The sequence below is a fragment of the Paenibacillus glycanilyticus NBRC 16618 genome, assembly GCF_004000805.1.
Classification (GTDB): domain Bacteria; phylum Bacillota; class Bacilli; order Paenibacillales; family Paenibacillaceae; genus Pristimantibacillus; species Pristimantibacillus glycanilyticus.
Window position 1 is genome coordinate 26,828 of record NZ_BILY01000029.1, and the last position, 16,128, is coordinate 42,955.

The 16,128-nt window shown below is 54.1% G+C and carries 16 protein-coding genes; 5 read left to right on the forward strand and 11 right to left on the reverse strand.

What is annotated here, in order from left to right:
* Positions 1-24 precede the first annotated feature (24 nt).
* Genes PGL01S_RS20980 through PGL01S_RS20995 form a run of 4 tightly spaced genes read right to left on the reverse strand, consistent with a single transcriptional unit; the run spans position 25 to position 1,994 of the window.
* A complete protein-coding gene (locus tag PGL01S_RS20980) occupies positions 25-684 on the reverse strand; it encodes a LysE family translocator (protein WP_127496530.1) in 660 nt (219 codons plus the stop codon).
* A gap of 8 nt (positions 685-692) precedes the next feature.
* On the reverse strand, positions 693-1,457 hold the full coding sequence (locus tag PGL01S_RS20985; RefSeq protein WP_164775544.1) for a GNAT family N-acetyltransferase: 765 nt from the start codon (positions 1,455-1,457) through the stop codon (positions 693-695).
* 17 nt (positions 1,458-1,474) lie between these two features.
* Positions 1,475-1,777: a hypothetical protein gene (locus PGL01S_RS20990; protein ID WP_127496532.1), complete on the reverse strand. Its 303-nt coding sequence runs from the start codon at positions 1,775-1,777 to the stop codon at positions 1,475-1,477.
* A 19-nt stretch (positions 1,778-1,796) separates the two neighbouring features.
* The gene (locus PGL01S_RS20995) at positions 1,797-1,994 is read right to left on the reverse strand and encodes a YwbE family protein (RefSeq protein ID WP_127496533.1); all 198 of its coding nucleotides are present in this window, start codon (positions 1,992-1,994) and stop codon (positions 1,797-1,799) included.
* 142 nt (positions 1,995-2,136) lie between these two features.
* Here PGL01S_RS20995 and PGL01S_RS21000 point away from each other — a divergent pair, with 142 nt between their 5' ends.
* The 3 genes from PGL01S_RS21000 to PGL01S_RS31300 all read left to right on the forward strand — a co-directional run bounded on the left by PGL01S_RS21000 (position 2,137) and on the right by PGL01S_RS31300 (position 5,559).
* A complete protein-coding gene (locus PGL01S_RS21000) occupies positions 2,137-3,843 on the forward strand; it encodes a DEAD/DEAH box helicase (protein ID WP_127496534.1) in 1,707 nt (568 codons plus the stop codon).
* A gap of 21 nt (positions 3,844-3,864) precedes the next feature.
* Entirely contained in the window at positions 3,865-5,256 is a 1,392-nt protein-coding gene (locus PGL01S_RS21005) for an RsmF rRNA methyltransferase first C-terminal domain-containing protein (RefSeq protein ID WP_127496535.1), read from the forward strand.
* Between the two features lie 207 nt (positions 5,257-5,463).
* On the forward strand, positions 5,464-5,559 hold the full coding sequence (locus PGL01S_RS31300) for a dihydroorotate dehydrogenase (RefSeq protein ID WP_127496536.1): 96 nt from the start codon (positions 5,464-5,466) through the stop codon (positions 5,557-5,559).
* A 94-nt stretch (positions 5,560-5,653) separates the two neighbouring features.
* Here PGL01S_RS31300 and PGL01S_RS21015 read toward each other — a convergent pair whose 3' ends face one another.
* From PGL01S_RS21015 to PGL01S_RS21025, 3 genes are read right to left on the reverse strand one after another with little or no spacing between them, the layout of a single operon-like run.
* Complete coding sequence (locus tag PGL01S_RS21015; protein WP_127496537.1) at positions 5,654-6,451, reverse strand: Cof-type HAD-IIB family hydrolase; 798 nt, start codon at positions 6,449-6,451, stop codon at positions 5,654-5,656.
* 28 nt (positions 6,452-6,479) lie between these two features.
* Positions 6,480-7,229: a pseudouridine synthase gene (locus tag PGL01S_RS21020; protein WP_127496538.1), complete on the reverse strand. Its 750-nt coding sequence runs from the start codon at positions 7,227-7,229 to the stop codon at positions 6,480-6,482.
* Between the two features lies 1 nt (position 7,230).
* The gene (locus tag PGL01S_RS21025) at positions 7,231-8,835 is read right to left on the reverse strand and encodes an RsmF rRNA methyltransferase first C-terminal domain-containing protein (protein ID WP_127496539.1); all 1,605 of its coding nucleotides are present in this window, start codon (positions 8,833-8,835) and stop codon (positions 7,231-7,233) included.
* A gap of 363 nt (positions 8,836-9,198) precedes the next feature.
* On the opposite strand from PGL01S_RS21025, the gene PGL01S_RS21030 reads away from it, so the two are divergent.
* Positions 9,199-10,527, forward strand: coding sequence for an FAD-dependent oxidoreductase (locus PGL01S_RS21030; RefSeq protein ID WP_127496540.1), 1,329 nt, complete (start codon positions 9,199-9,201; stop codon positions 10,525-10,527).
* A gap of 44 nt (positions 10,528-10,571) precedes the next feature.
* Here PGL01S_RS21030 and PGL01S_RS21035 read toward each other — a convergent pair whose 3' ends face one another.
* Positions 10,572-11,147, reverse strand: coding sequence for a xanthine phosphoribosyltransferase (locus tag PGL01S_RS21035; RefSeq protein WP_127496541.1), 576 nt, complete (start codon positions 11,145-11,147; stop codon positions 10,572-10,574).
* Positions 11,148-11,224: 77 nt separating this feature from the next.
* On the reverse strand, positions 11,225-13,225 hold the full coding sequence (locus PGL01S_RS21040) for a YhgE/Pip domain-containing protein (RefSeq protein WP_164775545.1): 2,001 nt from the start codon (positions 13,223-13,225) through the stop codon (positions 11,225-11,227).
* Between the two features lie 187 nt (positions 13,226-13,412).
* Here PGL01S_RS21040 and PGL01S_RS21045 point away from each other — a divergent pair, with 187 nt between their 5' ends.
* Entirely contained in the window at positions 13,413-13,868 is a 456-nt protein-coding gene (locus PGL01S_RS21045) for a MarR family winged helix-turn-helix transcriptional regulator (protein WP_127496543.1), read from the forward strand.
* Positions 13,869-13,913: 45 nt separating this feature from the next.
* On the opposite strand, the gene PGL01S_RS21050 is transcribed toward PGL01S_RS21045, so the two are convergent.
* Positions 13,914-14,873 (reverse strand): acetylxylan esterase, encoded by a 960-nt coding sequence (locus PGL01S_RS21050; protein WP_127496544.1) that lies wholly within the window; start codon positions 14,871-14,873, stop codon positions 13,914-13,916.
* A gap of 41 nt (positions 14,874-14,914) precedes the next feature.
* Positions 14,915-16,123, reverse strand: a complete 1,209-nt coding sequence (locus tag PGL01S_RS21055) for a glycoside hydrolase family 130 protein (RefSeq protein ID WP_127496545.1) — start codon at positions 16,121-16,123, stop codon at positions 14,915-14,917.
* Positions 16,124-16,128 lie beyond the last annotated feature (5 nt).

Sequence of the window (16,128 nt, forward strand, 5' to 3'; positions counted from 1 at the left end):
CCCTCTCTTTCGCACAATAATAACCTACTCGCCTAACACAAACTGCAGCCCCGACCAGAATACGCGGATTGCGAAATAAACAAAAAGCAGAGCCGAGAAAATCGAAATGATCCTCACGAACTTTGCGCCTAGCGCTTTGCCTGCCCGCCCGCTTAGGTAGGCCATGCCAAGCGACCACAATAAGCCGGCGGAAAAGAAGCCCGCGATAAATACCGCAATCGTATAACGGCTATCGCCGTGAACCTCGGCTACAATCGGCCCCGCCGAAGCGACAAACCACAGCATAACCGTAGGCGACGACAAGGCCGCTCCGAGTCCAAACAGAAAATCCGCGAGCCTCCGCTTGGGCCGCTGCCCTGCTTCCGATTCCCTCGCCTTCCAATCGATCATTCTCGGATGGAGCGATTCTTTCGCCATTTTATAAGCAAGCAGAAGCAAAACCGCCGTTCCCGCAATCCATAAAATCCAACGAACGACGGTAATCTCGAGTATAAAGCTGAACCCGATCAGCGCAAGCGCAAGATAGGTCAAGTCTCCAAAGCATGAACCGAAACCTATCATAAAGGAAGGCTTAAAGCCGCGCTCGACCCCGGTTTTAATAATGGCAACGTTCACCATGCCCAAATCCAAACATAGAGATAAAGAAAATAAAAAGCCTTGTATGAATGCTAACCCTAAGACCATCTAAACGTTCACTCATCCTGCTTCAAAGATTTAACCCGGTACCAATATTCGTATTGCGTCTCGAAACCGAATTTGTCATACAGCCGGTTTGCGGGTTGGTTCGCCTGAACGACCAATAAATAGGCTTTATCCGCCCCGTTCCGCTTCCCCCAACGAAAAATGTGCAGCAGCAGCTGATAGCCAAGTCCTCGATTACGGAACCTCTCGGAGGTGACAATATCGTACAAGCCGATATAGCCATGCTCGATTACGCCGATTCCGCATGCCGCCGGAACCCCATCCGCATGCAATGTGACAAAGCATAGGCGGAGCGGCATGCCGGTCAGCATCTTGACCGCCGTTTCCCGCTGCTTGTCCGAGAGCGGCATCATCTGCGTAAATTCATCCAGCCAATGTTCGCTAAGCCGTTCGTCGATCCGGCATGCGAAGTCTGCCGGCTCCGGAAGATCCTCCAGCGCCGCCGTCTTCACGTAAACGGGATCCACCATCCGGTAGCCCCGCTCCTCCAATAGAGTATCCAGCTGACTAGGTCTTGCAAACGGCGTGATTTTAAATACCGCGTCCAAACCGCGCTCCGCGTACAGCTTCTCGCAGCGAACGATTTTTTCCATCACTTGGCCATGGCTCTCGTACAGCGGCATCACGCAATTCGAACGCTTCGTATAACCATCCGCGAACCGGAGGAGCCAGCCGTCGTAAACGACCGTCTGAAGAGACGGCCATGCGTTGAGACTTAACTCTTCTATCATCTGATGCAGCGTGTTCGTCTGCATGTCCAACGTCCTCCTTTTCATAGAAGATGAAACCGTTCCAGCTGCGCATGTAGATTTTCCCGCAAGAGAATTTCTTTTTGCTTAGGCCCCAACAGGTCAAAATGCGGGTATTTATCCCGTCTATGAATATATCTCGGATTGAGACCGTTATCCCTGCACCATAACGCAAGCTTGTCCAGATCGGAGCAGCCTACCTTGGTTACGGTCTTCATGCCCGGAAAACGCGGATCCACCCAATAATGCGTCAGGTAGGCAATCTCCCCGCGGGCGACCGCTTCCTTCCATGCCGTCACTTCAGACCTGGAAATCCCGAATGCCATCGCGCTCTAAGCTCCTTTATCACGAATAAATGCGTTTTACTCTTCCGACTTGGCCGTCAGTGAGACGCACCTTGATGCCATGCGGATGCGTCGGCGAATTCGTAAGCAGATCCTTTACGATGCCGCGCGTCAGCTTCCCCGTCCGCTGATCCTGCTTCAGGACAATATCCACCTCAAGCCCCGGCTTCACCGAAGCGCGCTCTGTACCGCTATTCATTGTTGATCATTCCTTTGTTTGCATGTATGCTTAATAGCTTATGACGCCCAGCATAGCATATGTAGATGAAAGATGCACTTCCAAGGCACAACTGGTATACTAAACGATAAACGAGTTCGATGAAATGAGGAACATATACAAAATGTCAACTGAATTTATTTCCATGGGTATTATCCCGGAACTGACCGATGTCCTGCAATCCAATGGGATTACGAGTCCAACTCCCGTGCAAAAGAAAGCAATCCCCGTCCTGCTGTCCGGACAAGACGTCATCGCTCAGGCCCAAACGGGGACGGGTAAAACGATCGCCTTCACCTTGCCGATTCTGCAGCGCATCGACGTCGAAAAGGAGCAGGTTCAAGCGCTGATTCTGACTCCGACGCGCGAGCTGGCTATCCAGATTACAAGCGAGCTGAAAAAGCTTGCCGCGGCGGTTGGTGCCAAAGTCCTTGCCGCATACGGCGGACAAGACGTAGACGCGCAAATTCGCAAGCTTAACAATTCGCCTCACATCGTTGTGGCTACGCCCGGCCGCTTGATCGACCATATGAGACGCGAGACGATCAACCTCGGCAAGCTGAAGATGCTTGTACTCGACGAAGCGGATCAAATGCTTCACATGGGCTTCCTGCCCGAAGTGCAAAATATCGTTGAACAGACGCCTCGCGCCCGTCAAACGATGCTCTTCTCGGCTACCATGCCGGATCAGATCAAACGTCTCGCCGAGAATTACATGAAGACTCCGGTCGATATTAAAATTCAAAGCGCGAATGTCACGTTGGACAATATCAAACAGCTGGTTATTGAGACGACTGACCGCGGACGCCAAAAAGCGCTGATTTCCATGATCGAAACACAGCGCCCTTATCTGGCCGTTATTTTCTGCCGGACGAAGGTTCGCGCAAAAAAACTAAACAAGGATCTTCAAGACCACGGCTTCGAATCGGACGAGCTGCATGGCGATCTTACGCAAGCCAAACGCGAGCAGGTCATGAAACGCTTCCGCGATGCGAAGCTTCAAATTCTGGTCGCAACGGACGTGGCGGCACGCGGCCTTGACGTTGAAGGCGTTACCCATGTGTTCAACTACGATGTGCCAACCGACTCCGAGATTTACATCCATCGGATCGGCCGGACAGGCCGTGCCGGACAACGCGGCGTGGCAATTACCATCGCATCGCCTTACGACCGCGGTGCGGTTGCCCATATCGAGCGCAGCATCAATGCTGTACTTGAGCGCCGCACGGTTGAACCGGACGGCACAATCGTGAAGACTAGCGCTCCGCGTTCCGGCAGCGAAGGCAAGAGCTATGACAAAAAACCGGATCGCGGAGGCCGCGGTCGCGGCAATCGCGACTTCAAACCGGCGCAAGGCGGACGGGGCGGCAGAGGCGAGCGCAATGAGCGCGGCGCGGGTGCAGGCCGTTCGCAAGCAGGCGGACGCGGCAAGCCGGAACGAGCTGCCGTCAGCGGCACCGAGGGCAATCCGTGGGAAGCTGCTGCTCCCGAACGCGGCGGCAGAGGCGGCGAACGCGAATCCGGACGCGGTGGCAGAGACGCTCGCGGCGGCAGAGGCGAACGGGCTCAAGGCGGTTCTGCTCGCGGCAATACGCGCGGCGCAGCAACCGGCAGCGGCAGAGGCGAACGGAGCCAAGACGGCGCAGCACGCGGTAATACGCGCGGCGCGGCAGCTGGCGGCGGCAGATGGGAAGGCCGTCCAAGCAGCGGCAAAGATTCACGCGGCTCGGGCGGCAGCGCTCCACGCAGCGGCAGAGATTCGCGCGGTGGCAATAACGGCGGCGGTTCCCGTGGTCCTGCTCCCGGCGGTCGACGCGGACGCAACAGATAAGCATAAAGGAGTTGCAGTACATTGAAGAACGTGCAGCTGCCGGAGGCTTATGTCCGGCAAATGCAGGCTCTTCTCGGAAGGGAAGAAGCCGAGCGGTTTCTTGACAGCTACAATGATGCCCGTGTTTACGGGCTTCGGTTTAATCCTTTGAAATGTCGACAACCAATCGGGGACCAAGCGGCTGCTCTTAAGCAGCCGTTTCATTTGGAGCCCGTACCTTGGTGCAAAACCGGTTACTATTATGACGAAGCTTCAAGACCCGGCAAGCATCCTTATCATACAGCCGGTCTTTATTATATCCAGGAGCCGTCCGCCATGTCGGCGGCCGAGCTGCTGGATGCCCGGCCCGGCGAGACGGTTCTTGATTTCGCGGCCGCTCCGGGCGGCAAAACGACGCAAATCGCCGGCAGCATGAATGGCGAAGGCCTGCTGATCGCCAATGAGATCCATCCTGCCCGAGCGAAAATTTTAAGCGAAAACGTTGAACGTCTCGGCATCCGCAACGCTGTTGTTACGAATGCCGCGCCGCATGAGCTGTCGAGACGGTTTCCCGCCTTTTTCGACCGCATCATGCTGGATTCTCCTTGCTCGGGTGAAGGCATGTTCCGCAAGGATGAAGATGCGGTAGCCGAATGGTCGGAGGCTCATGTCGCCTATTGCGCCGAACGCTCGTCCGAAATTCTGGAGCATGCCGCGGTCATGCTTAAGCCCGGCGGCATACTCGTCTACTCGACCTGTACGTTTAACCGTGCCGAGAACGAGGATACGATCGAGCAATTCGTTGCCAATCACCCTTCCTTCCAGGTTGAACAAATCGAGCGTTTATGGCCGCAGCAGGTCCGCGGCGAAGGACATTTTGTCGCCCGCCTGCGGAAAACGTCCGAAGGCGAGCAGCCTGAGTCGGCGGATGAACCGGCAAAAGGCAGAGACAAACGGCGCGATAAACGCGCGGCGGGACGGCCCAAGCCGCTGACGGCCGAGATGGCCTTGTTCCACAGCTTTGCCGAGCAGGCATTGCCCGGCTTCGAGCTTGGTCCGGGCGAGCCGCTTCGCTTCGGCGACGCCCTCTATTGGCTGCCCCATCAAACAAACGGCAGCTTTGGCGCCTCCGATCTTGACGGCCTTAAGGTCGCGCGGCCCGGCCTTCATCTCGGCGATATCCGCAAGAACCGGCTGGAGCCGGCGCATGCGCTTGCTCTCGCGATTCAAGCGGAGGACGCAACGTGGGTACGGAGCTATCCTCCTGATGCGGCGGAGATTGCCGCTTACCTTCGCGGAGAGACGCTGCCCGCTGCGGGCGAAGAGAGCGGCTGGGGCCTTGTTGCCGTAGACGGGCTTCCGCTTGGCTGGGCTAAAGCAAGCGGCGGCCAGCTTAAGAACCATCTGCCGAAAGGGCTTCGGCGTTTCAATTAATACCGCGGCGAATGCCGGGGATGATGCCGAAACCCGCTGCCAGCAAGCTTTTTCCTTCTGGGTAACTACCCAAATCCCGATGTATCGTGACAGGAGTCCATTCCAAAGAAGGCCTCCCACAATACTATACGGTATACCGAACAGAGGGCGAATGTACTCGAGTGACAGCAGCCTTCCAGCGGAATATAATCACAAGGAGGAATTAGCATGTCTGGCGTATATGGAGGCGGCGTCAATACGGTAGGTTTCATCCTTGTCCTTTTCATTCTTCTGGTAATCATCATTAGAGGAGTTTGGCACTAAGGACTTGGTACTAAACCCAATGAAAGAAGGGGCAGCTCCCGAGGTCGACATCACCAAGGGGGCTGCCCCTTCTTATTGTTCATTCTCAATCCGCTCAGCTCCAGGCGAACTCCCGAAGGGCGTACGCAACGCCATCCTCGGCGTTGGAACGTCCCACGACATCCGCCGCTTCCTTTACCCCGTCCGGGGAGTTGCCCATCGCAATTCCGCAGCCGGCAAACTCCAGCATGGAAATGTCGTTATAATAATTGCCGATCGCAAGAATCCGGCTCCGGTCAATGCCATGGCTGAGAGCAAATTGCCGCAATGCTCTGCCCTTGCTTGCTTCCGGATGATGCACGTCGATAAAGAAATCGCCGCTTCGGATCGTCTGCAGGGACGACGGCCATTTCTCCCATTCCTCCTGCACCCGGTCCATCACCTCTTTGCTGCCGAATACCGTAAACTTGACAAGCCCCTGCGGCAGGCTGGCTCCTTGTCCCAGAACGGAAGGCGACGCATGGAACTTGCTGTACATATCGGATACCTCTGGCGTTAACGATTCAACCATCATTTCAAAAGCCGTATTTACGTCGTAATGGACTTGATTTTTCCGGCAATAATCCACGAATGGTTCCAGCTGCTGCGGCGCGATCTCGTATTGGTGGATGATTTTCCTCGTATCCGAGTCAATCGTCGCTCCGCCGTTATGCGTAATAATCGTACCGGTCAGCTCTAACTCCTCCAGTACCGGAAAGACGCTGAAAGGCGCCCGGCCCGTGCATAATACAATGCTTGCTCCCCGGTCTGCCGCTTCCCGCACGGCTTCACGAGTCTTGCTTGTCAGTTGATGATCATCCGTCAATAAGGTGCCATCTACATCAAGCGCAATCAAATCATACTGTAATGCCATACGATTCTCTCCATCCCGGTCTCTATTTTTAATCCGCAGCCCGGTGAGCGCGCAAAAGCGCGATTTCCTCATCGGTTAATTCGCGGTAAGTCCCTTCCTCCAGGTCGGCATCCAGCTCAAGCGGTCCCATCGATACCCTTTTCAGGTATACAACCTTTTTGCCTACCGCTTCGAACATCCGCTTCACCTGATGGAACTTCCCTTCCATTATCGTAAGCGATATGACCGAAGTTACGCCACCCTCGCCGCCGTCCTTTTTCAATATCTTTAAATCCGAAGGCATCGTGACGTATCCGTCATCCAGCGTAACGCCGGCCTTGAATTGCGTCTGATCCTCTTCGCCGACATCGCCATGCACAACCGCTTCATAGGTTTTGGGAACATGCTTGCGCGGCGACAGAAGCTCATGCGCCAGCTGTCCGTCATTCGTGAGCAGCAGGAGACCAACCGTATCCTTGTCCAATCTTCCGACCGGGAACGGATCCATTACTTGATCCTCCGGCTCAAGCAAATCGATAACCGTCCGTTCGCGGCGGTCTTCCGTAGCGGAGATGACGCCGGGAGGCTTGTTCATCATCAAGTAAATAACCTCTCGGTACATCACCCGTTCCCCGTCGAACGAAACCTCATCGAGCTCCGGATCAACGAGTTGCCCGCTGTCTTTGACGACTTTTCCGGCTACCGTAACTTTTCCCTGCTTCACCAGCTTCTTGATCTCGCTGCGGGTTCCGTATCCGGTATGGGACAGAAGCTTGTCTATCCGCATCTTTTTACCCAACTTACATCCACCTCCAGCCAGCCGGCAGCTCGTTCTTCAGCATGCCGTCTCCCGTATATTTTCCCCACCCGACCGGATAACCGTCCGTGCATACAAGCACGTATCCTTTAAGCGGCTGTGCGGGATTTCCTTCAATCTTTATGTTATGGGCTTCTACAAAAAGCGTCTCGCCTTTCAAATACCGGATAATTTCGGGACTATCCGACGCAAAATCGAGCGATCGTACGGCTTCCGAATGCCGGAGCCCCATGGCAAGCGCTTGCGAAGGCTCGAATCGGTTGCGGCCCGCTTCCCCGACGTACCAGCCGGCGCGCACGACATGCAAACCGTCTAATGAAGGCATTCCTTCCGGCTGAAGATAGATACGAGAGCCAAAGCTCTGAATAGACCCCGTACCGGCAAAACTACCCGACAGCTCTTGATCCGCGAAAGAATGCCATGACGCGGCTGCATCAACAACCTCCGGCTGGCCTTTGCCTGAATGCCGTACCGAACCGCCAGCCCGCTGAAGCTTGCCGCCGTCTTTTGCTCCGCGGCCGCCCTTCTTCTCCGCTGCACGCAAGGCAGCGCCTGCATTGCCCTTTACTTTTTTTCTTTTTACGTTGTCTTCCTCCATCTGGATAAGGGGCTCATTGTAAGGCATTCCCTCCGTGGGAGCCGTGCCTTTGCGGGTCAGCACCGCCGCGTAATGACCCTCGCCTTCGATATGGTGAGGCCACAGCCGGACCGTTCCCGCCAGCGACGCCGATTGCTCGGCCGCAAGACCTTCGCCCGCTTCTCCAGCCCATTCCGGATGCCCCGGCTTCCAGCCGAATTGATGCTGAACCGGCTTAACCTCGAAATCCGGATATTCGGCAAGCAGCTCCGCGATTTGAGCTTCGTTTTCTTCCGGAGAGAATGTGCAGGTTGAATAGACCAAAATGCCTCCCGGAGCCAGCATTGCTGCCGCATCGCGTAAAATAGGCCTCTGCATCGCCGAGCAGCGTTCGATGGAATGCTTCTCCCATTCCGCGATCATCGACTCATCCTTGCGGAACATGCCTTCTCCCGAGCATGGCGCGTCGACCAGTATGCGGTCGAACCATTCCCGGAAGACCGGCGCAAGAGCCGACGGCTCCTCGTTTAATACAACGGCGTTGCGGACGCCGGCCAGCTCGATGTTTTTGGCAAGCGCCTTCGTCCGTTCCCTGGCGTTGTCGTTGCTTACCAGCACGCCAGCGCCTTGCAGCTTGGCCGCAATCTGAGTCGACTTGCCGCCCGGCGCCGCGCATAGATCAAGCACGCGATGTCCGGGATGGACATCAAGCAGCTCAACCGGAGCCATCGCGCTTGGCTCTTGAATATAGTAAAGACCGGCATGATAATGCGGATGCTTGCCCGGTCTTGCTCCTTCTTCATAATAAAAGCCTTCCGGCGCCCACGGGATCGGGCGAACGGCTTCTCCCATCGGCGAGATCGGCTTCCACTCTTCGGCACCCAGCTTCAAACGGTTGATCCGGATACCGTACACACGAGGATCCTCGTAGGAAGACATAAACCGGTCAAACTCTTCTCCAAGCAGTGATTTCATTTTTGTCGTAAAAGCAATCGGCAAATAGCCGGACATCTGGTCATCCCCTTGCAAGCAGCTAAAATACGTTAGAAATATAACATCGAGTATACTCTAATGCATCTCTAATTAGAAGGGCTGAGCATTTGTGATCAATATGTGAAATTAATCACAACCCCTTGTTAATTTGATAAAAGTGGCATATGATAAGAGCAACAAGAGATTGTGAATTAATTCACACAAGATGAAGCGGCATCGCCGTTTATCAAACCGCAAGCTCTCGTCACCATCTTCACTGAGCCCGGAAGGAAGCCGGCGATGCAATGAACAAGCAACATGCTCCCCCGTCAAGATCCGCTTCCTTTACTTACGCAGAAGTATGTGAATATTTTCACAGGAAAATTTGAGGAGGAATTTTATATGAAGATCGCTGTTATTGGATGCACGCATGCAGGTACCGCCGCTGTTACTCAGATGGCTAAGCTTTATCCCGAGGCGCAAATTACGGTTTACGAGCGCAATGACAACGTATCGTTCCTCTCGTGCGGCATTGCCCTTCATGTCGGCGGCGTTGTGCAGGATGTGAAGAAGCTGTTCTACGCTTCGCCTCAGCAGCTGACGGACATGGGTGTTCAGATGAAGCTGCGCCATGATGTGCTCGAAGTCCACACGGAAGCCAAGACAATTCTGGCTCGAAATCTCGAAACCAATGAGGAGAAGCTGGAAAGCTACGACAAGCTGGTCGTAACAACCGGTTCGTGGCCGATTATTCCAAAGCTGAAAGGGATGGAGCTTGAAAATATCGTCTTGTGCAAAAACTACAATCACGCCCAAGCGATCATCGAAAAAGCGAAGCATGCCAACCGGATTACCGTTATTGGCGCCGGCTACATCGGAATCGAGCTTGTTGAAGCTTTCGAGCAGCTTGGCAAGCAAGTCACGCTTATCGACAATATGGACCGGATTTTGTACAAATATTTGGACCGCGAGTTTACCGACGCGATTGAACAAGAGCTTGGCAACCGCGGTATCGAGCTTAAGCTGGCACAGACCGTAACCGGCTTCCGCGGCGAAGAAGGCAAGGTAAACACCGTCGTAACTACAGCCGGCGAATACGACACGGACCTTGTTGTCCTCTGCATCGGCTTCCGTCCGAATACGGATCTGCTGAAAGGCCAGATCGACATGCTGCCTAACGGAGCCATTATCGTGGATGAGTATATGCGCACCAGCAACCCGGATGTCATGGCCGCGGGCGACAGCTGCGCCGTCTTTTATAACCCGACCCACAAGCATGCGTACATCCCTCTCGCAACTAACGCCGTCCGGATGGGAACGCTCGTTGCCCGCAACCTTGTCGCTCCAACGGTCCGTTACATGGGTACGCAAGGCACTTCGGGCATTAAGATCTATGAGCAAAACATCGCTTCGACCGGCATGACCGAGCTGGCTGCCCTCGATGCGGGGATGGATGTAAAAACCGTCACCCTGGAAGACAATGACCGTCCTGAATTTATGCCGACCTACGAGAAAGTATTGCTCAAGGTCGTCTACGAAGCGGATACCGGCCGGATTGTAGGCGCCCAGGTAATGTCGAAGGATGATCTGACGCAAGCGATCAATACCATGTCGGTCTGCATTCAGAACGGCATGACGATGAATGAGCTCACCTTCGTCGACTTCTTCTTCCAGCCTCATTACAACAAGCCTTGGAATCTGCTCAATCAGGCCGGCTTGCAGGCGATGTGAAAATACAAAAGCGGAAGCTCCCTTACTGAGCTTCCGCTTTTTATTTATTCCTCTACGAATTGAATGCCGTCCGGAGACAAGACAGCGATGCGTGCCAGCGAATCTACCCGATAGCCCGCTTCCTTCAGCTTGTCCGCTCCGCTTTGGAAGGACTTCTCTATTACAATGCCGATACCCGCTACGCTTGCGCCTGCCGCTTCCACGATTCTCGCCATCCCGAAGGCCGCTTCCCCGTAAGCAAGGAAATCGTCAATGATAAGCACCCGCTCCCCCGGCGACAAAAACTTGCGGGAGATCGCCACCTCGCTCTTCACCTGCTTCGTGAAGGAGTATACCTCCTCGACGTAGAGATCGTCGCGAAGCGTAAGCGATTTTTGCTTGCGCGCGAAAACAAGGGGCACCCGGAGTGCCAGTGCCGTCATAACCGCGGGAGCAATCCCTGACGATTCCAGCGTCAACACCTTGGTAATGCCTTCTCCTTCATACGCCGCGGCGAAAAACTGCCCGATCTCAAACATCAATTGCGGATCTACCTGATGATTAAGAAAGGAATCCACCTTCAGTACGGTCTCGCTTAATACAATGCCTTCGTTGCGAATCTTATCCTGCAATGCTTTCATTCTCTTGCAATCCTCCTGCCCGATTTCTTCTCTTTTATATTGAGACTACCCGGAAACGGGCAAGCGCGCAAGTTTTTCTAGTGTGCGGCTGCCGGCGCCGCAGGTGCTTCTTTGGCAGAACGAAGCAGATACGCCGCAAGCATAATAACCGCAAACCCCGCAAGAAAGGCAAGCAGAATGCCCGTATTGCTCCAATACATATCCCAGTTGCTTGTGGAGATGACGCTCTTCATGCCGCGAAGCACATATGTCATCGGCAGGCATGCCCCAACGGATTGAATCCATTGCGGCGCAAGCTCCATCGGGAACGTGCCGCCGCTGCTCGCCAGCTGGGTTACCACAAGAGCAATGCCAACCAGCTTGCCCAGCGTTCCGAAGATCGCGACAAGCATCAGAATGAGGGTCGTGAACATGCAGGCCGTAACGAGAGTGAACAGGAGGAACTTCGGCACGCTTTGCACGTCCAGTCCAATCGCGTACAGCACGATAAGGTCAAGCACGATGGTCTGCAGCAGGGCTACCAGATAAAAGACGCCGATTCTGCCCCAGAACTTTTGCCAAGCGGAACGGACCTGCCCCTCTTGGAAATGAATAATGTTAGAGGCCATCAAAGAACCAACCAGGAGGCCTAACGCCAGAAAATAAGGGGCTGAGCCCGTTGCGTACGTCTTAACCGTATTCAGCTCTTTTTGTTCGAGCTGCACCGGCTGGGCGTACATATTAAGCTCGGCATCGCTTGCTTTTATACCCGCTGTTGACTGTGCGGCATCCGACAGCTTGTCCGTCAGCTGCTGCGAGCCGTCCACGAGGCGGATAACCCCGCCAAGCAGCTCTTGCGAACCGTTGTTCAGCTGCTGTGCGCCTCCGGCAAGCTGATGAATGCCGCTCTGCAGTTTGCCGATGCCAGTGCTGGAGGTGTCCAGCCTGTCCTTCAGCTGGGCGCTGCCGGCTGCAAGCTTGCCGCTGCCCTCGTACGCTTGCGCAAGGCCGTCCGCCAATGCCGATTGTCCTGCAGCCAGCTTAACGCCGGATTGCCGGGCGGCTTCCGCCGGCTGCTTTAACCCTTCAACAGACTTGCTGGCGCCGTCAGCATCCTGAGCAAGCTTCTCGCTGCCGCTTACAATCGCAGCGAAGGCAGTGTCATCCTTCAACTCGGGATGCTGCTCGACATAAGCCTTGATCCGTGATTGAAGGCTTTCAGCCGAGTTGTCCACTCCTGAAGCAGCCTTCGTTGCGGAGTCTGCCGCTTCATTCCATGCTGCCGTATTTTTTTGCAGCGCATTTGCCCCGTCAGCAAGCTGTTGTCCTGCCGACTTCAGCTTGGAAAGATTATCGTTCAAAGAAGCTGTCCCCGTAGATAGGCCGGCAGCTCCGCTAGCTAATTGCTGAATCCCTTGCCCGAGCGGCTTCATGCTATCGCTCAGCTTTCCTGCACCGCTGGCCAGCGACGCTATCGCGTTATTCAGCTTGCTTACGCCATCCTGCGCGGATTCCGTTCCTTGCGCCAGCAGCTCCGCGCCGCTGCTCGCAGCCGAGAAGCCGTCAGCCATTTGCTGCATTTTCCCGTAAACGGTTTGCGTATAGCTCTTTACGATATTTTGGCTGACCTTATTCGTTAGCTCCTTAAGCACGTTGCTTCCGATCTGACCGGATACATAGTTGTTGCCCGGATTCGTCATATAGAACAAATCGGCAGGCTGCGGATGCTCTTCCGTCAGCGTTGTAACGCTTTGCGAGAAGTTGTCCGGAATAACGATTGTCAAATAATAATCGCCGTCATAGAGCCCTTTCTCCGCCTCTGACCTCTCTACAAAATGATAATCAAGCGTATGGGCGCTTTTCATATTATCCACGATATCTTGGCCAAGATGCAGCTTTTTGCCCTCCGATACGGCCCCTTTGTCCTCATTGACTATCGCTACGGGCAGCTTGTCCATATGGCCGTACGGATCCCAATAGCCAGCCAGAAACATGCCTGTATAGAGCAGCGGTATAAACAACAAAACAATCGAGCCGATCCGAAGCGTTTTGTGATTAGCCATCAGCTTCAGATTAAGCCAGAATAAGTTCCCTTTCATTTGACATGCACTCCTACTATTTATTTGTATGATACAAGTAATAACCATTGTATTATACAAGTTTATTTTCGGAATGCAAATACATATCGTGAGGACATACATTACTTACCATGGACTTGCTTGCATTATGCAAACACGAAAGGTAAGCTAACATTAAGAAACTAAGACAGGAATGGAAAACAGCCCTATGGACAGGAACGATAAGTCGCCATTCAGCTTGATCGAAAGCCAAATCTCCCTCTTCATCCGCCGCGCCGAGGCTGCCCGGCTCTCCAATATTATGGGCAAGGAAATGGACCGTTCCTCTTACTTGATCCTGCAGCATCTGGAAAAAGCGGGACCAACCGGAATCAAAACGCTTTCCACCACCTTCCAGCTGGATATCTCTACGGTAAGCCGTCAGATTGCGGCCTTGGAAGCCAAAGGACTAATCTCAAGGTTGACCGATCCGAATGACGCGAGGATCAGCCTGCTGCAGCTGACGGAGGATGCGCCTTCCTTGCTCGCGGAAGTTCGCGAGTCGAGAGAGGCATTTTTCAAGGATCTTCTTAACGATTGGAGCGAGGAAGATATCCGTACCTTCGGCACTCTGCTGCTTAAGTTTAACGAGACGGCCGAGCAGCGAATCCGGTCACGGGCATAATGAAAGAGGAGGTTGTCCCGAAATGGGCAACCTCCTCTTTCTCCTTTATAGACCAAGCATGAACTGAATCGTCCGGTCAGACACTTCCGGAATATGCTCGTGACCGTAATCCGGATAAATATCGGCCGACTTCGGCGCGGTAATGTTGTTGTACGCCGCAAATTGCGTGGAAGGAGGGCAAATCGTATCCGCTAGTCCTACGGTCATCAGCACTTCCCCTTTGATCCGGTTGGCTAAATGCTGCAGGTCGATGTAACCAAGCTTCTCGAAAATTTGCTCTTCCCGCTCATGCCGCGGGTCGAAATGCCGGAAGAAGGTTCTCAGCTCACCGTACGCGTCCTTCGCCAAATCCATCTCCCACACGCGTTTGTAGTCACACAGGAACGGATACACGGGCGCAAGTCTCGAAATACGCGGTTCCAGCGATGCACAGGCAATCGTTAACGCGCCGCCTTGCGATCCGCCTATTGCCCCTACCCGGTCAGGGTCAACCTCCGGCCGGTCCATGGCAATCCCCGCAAGCTGCGCGGTATCAAGGAAAATATGGCGCATCAGCAGATTGTCGGGGTGGTCGTTCAGCCCCCGGATTATATGCCCGTTGTGGGTAGTGCCCTTTACTCCGCCCGTATCCTCCGACAGCCCGCCTTGTCCGCGGCAATCCATCGAGAACACGGAATATCCGAGGGCCGCGTAAGTCAGCTTATCGGACCAGTCTCCCGCATTCCCGGTATAGCCATGAAATTGAATAATGGCGGGATGCGGCTCCGGGACATTTTTCGGACGGACGTATTTGGCATGGATTCTCGCTCCGCGCACACCCGTGAAATACAGGTCGAAGCAGTCTGCAAAAGGTACTTGAAAGCTGCTCGGCACAAGCTCGATTTGCGGATCGACCGCACGCATTTCATCCAGCGCACGCTCCCAATAAGCGTCGAAGTCTTCCGGACGAGGATTGCGTCCTTTGTAGTTGTACAGCTGTTCAAGCGGCATATCAATTAGCGGCATAGATCATATCCCTTTCTTTTAGCCCCGACTGCTTCGGGACTTCATTCATTAAGAAAGCTGAAATCGGGACGCTCCATAAGCTTCAGATTGTTGGCGATCAACTCGCTGCGCTGCTGCACGCAGGCATAGGAACGAAGCGGATCCGCAGGCGTATTTACAACGTAATCGACGAGCTTCTCAACGGTCGTAACCGCGACATGACAACGCGTATCCGAGGAAGCATAATAGATGTACACCTCTCCGTTGTCTCTTGCGATCAGCCCGTTCGTAAAGACGACATTCGACACATCGCCAACCCGCTCATCCCCATCCGGCGCAATCAAGTGGCCTCCGGGCGCATAAATTACCTTGCTTGGATCATTCAAATCCGTCATAAACGCGTAGATCACATAACGCAGTCCTGCCGCCGTATTCCGAACGCCATGGGCAATATGCAGCCACCCTCTATCTGTCTTAATTGGCGCCGCACCTTGTCCGTTCTTCACTTCCTTGATCGTATGGTATTTTTTCTCATCCACTATCGTTTCCAACTCAATAGTCGCATGCTCGATGCTAGTTGACAAGCCCCAACCGATACCGCCGCCGGATCCGGCTTCAATAAACCCATCCTGCGGCCTAGTGTAGAATGCATACTTGCCGTTCACGAATTCGGGATGAAGCACGACATTGCGCTGTTGGGAGGAAGGTGTCCGGAGATCATCCAGCCGTTCCCATGCTTTCAGATCCCTCGTTCTCGCAATGCCCGCGCTTGCGAAGGCACTGGAAGTGTCTCCCTGCTTCGCTTCGGGATCCTTCCGTTCCGTGCAGAATACGCCGTAGATCCATCCATCCTCATGCTTCGTCAGCCGCATGTCGTACACGTTGACATCCGGAATATCCGTCTCCGGCATTACTATCGGATAATCCCAGAAACGGAATCCGTCAATGCCGTTAACGCTCTCCGCAACCGCAAAGAATGATTTCCGGTCATGACCTTCGACTCGCGCAACCAGATAGAACTTTCCGTTTAATTCGATTGCTCCGGGATTAAAAGCGGCATTTACGCCAATCCTCTCCATAAGATGGGGATTGGTCTCCGGATTAAGATCATACCTCCAATAAACCGGCGCATGAGCAGCCGTAATAACCGGGTATGCATAACGGGCATAGATGCCGTTTCCGCCATGAACGGGCGTGTTCGTCCGAGTAAGAAGCTCCTTGTGCTCCGCATGCAAACGTTGTAGTTTTTCCATAAAAACGGTTTCGTTCATTGTCT

What these genes read in the sequence shown, in the direction of transcription:
- PGL01S_RS21000 (WP_127496534.1), top strand. Translation starts at nt 2,137, where the DNA reads ATGTCAACTGAATTTATTTCCATGGGTATTATCCCGGAACTGACCGAT.
- PGL01S_RS21025 (WP_127496539.1), bottom strand. Translation starts at nt 8,835, where the DNA reads ATGTCCGGCTATTTGCCGATTGCTTTTACGACAAAAATGAAATCACTG.
- PGL01S_RS20980 (WP_127496530.1), bottom strand. Translation starts at nt 684, where the DNA reads ATGGTCTTAGGGTTAGCATTCATACAAGGCTTTTTATTTTCTTTATCT.
- PGL01S_RS21040 (WP_164775545.1), bottom strand. Translation starts at nt 13,225, where the DNA reads ATGAAAGGGAACTTATTCTGGCTTAATCTGAAGCTGATGGCTAATCAC.
- PGL01S_RS21055 (WP_127496545.1), bottom strand. Translation starts at nt 16,123, where the DNA reads ATGAACGAAACCGTTTTTATGGAAAAACTACAACGTTTGCATGCGGAG.
- PGL01S_RS21015 (WP_127496537.1), bottom strand. Translation starts at nt 6,451, where the DNA reads ATGGCATTACAGTATGATTTGATTGCGCTTGATGTAGATGGCACCTTA.
- PGL01S_RS20985 (WP_164775544.1), bottom strand. Translation starts at nt 1,457, where the DNA reads ATGCAGACGAACACGCTGCATCAGATGATAGAAGAGTTAAGTCTCAAC.
- PGL01S_RS31300 (WP_127496536.1), top strand. Translation starts at nt 5,464, where the DNA reads ATGTCTGGCGTATATGGAGGCGGCGTCAATACGGTAGGTTTCATCCTT.
- PGL01S_RS21035 (WP_127496541.1), bottom strand. Translation starts at nt 11,147, where the DNA reads ATGAAAGCATTGCAGGATAAGATTCGCAACGAAGGCATTGTATTAAGC.
- PGL01S_RS21030 (WP_127496540.1), top strand. Translation starts at nt 9,199, where the DNA reads ATGAAGATCGCTGTTATTGGATGCACGCATGCAGGTACCGCCGCTGTT.
- PGL01S_RS21050 (WP_127496544.1), bottom strand. Translation starts at nt 14,873, where the DNA reads ATGCCGCTAATTGATATGCCGCTTGAACAGCTGTACAACTACAAAGGA.
- PGL01S_RS20990 (WP_127496532.1), bottom strand. Translation starts at nt 1,777, where the DNA reads ATGGCATTCGGGATTTCCAGGTCTGAAGTGACGGCATGGAAGGAAGCG.
- PGL01S_RS21045 (WP_127496543.1), top strand. Translation starts at nt 13,413, where the DNA reads ATGGACAGGAACGATAAGTCGCCATTCAGCTTGATCGAAAGCCAAATC.
- PGL01S_RS20995 (WP_127496533.1), bottom strand. Translation starts at nt 1,994, where the DNA reads ATGAATAGCGGTACAGAGCGCGCTTCGGTGAAGCCGGGGCTTGAGGTG.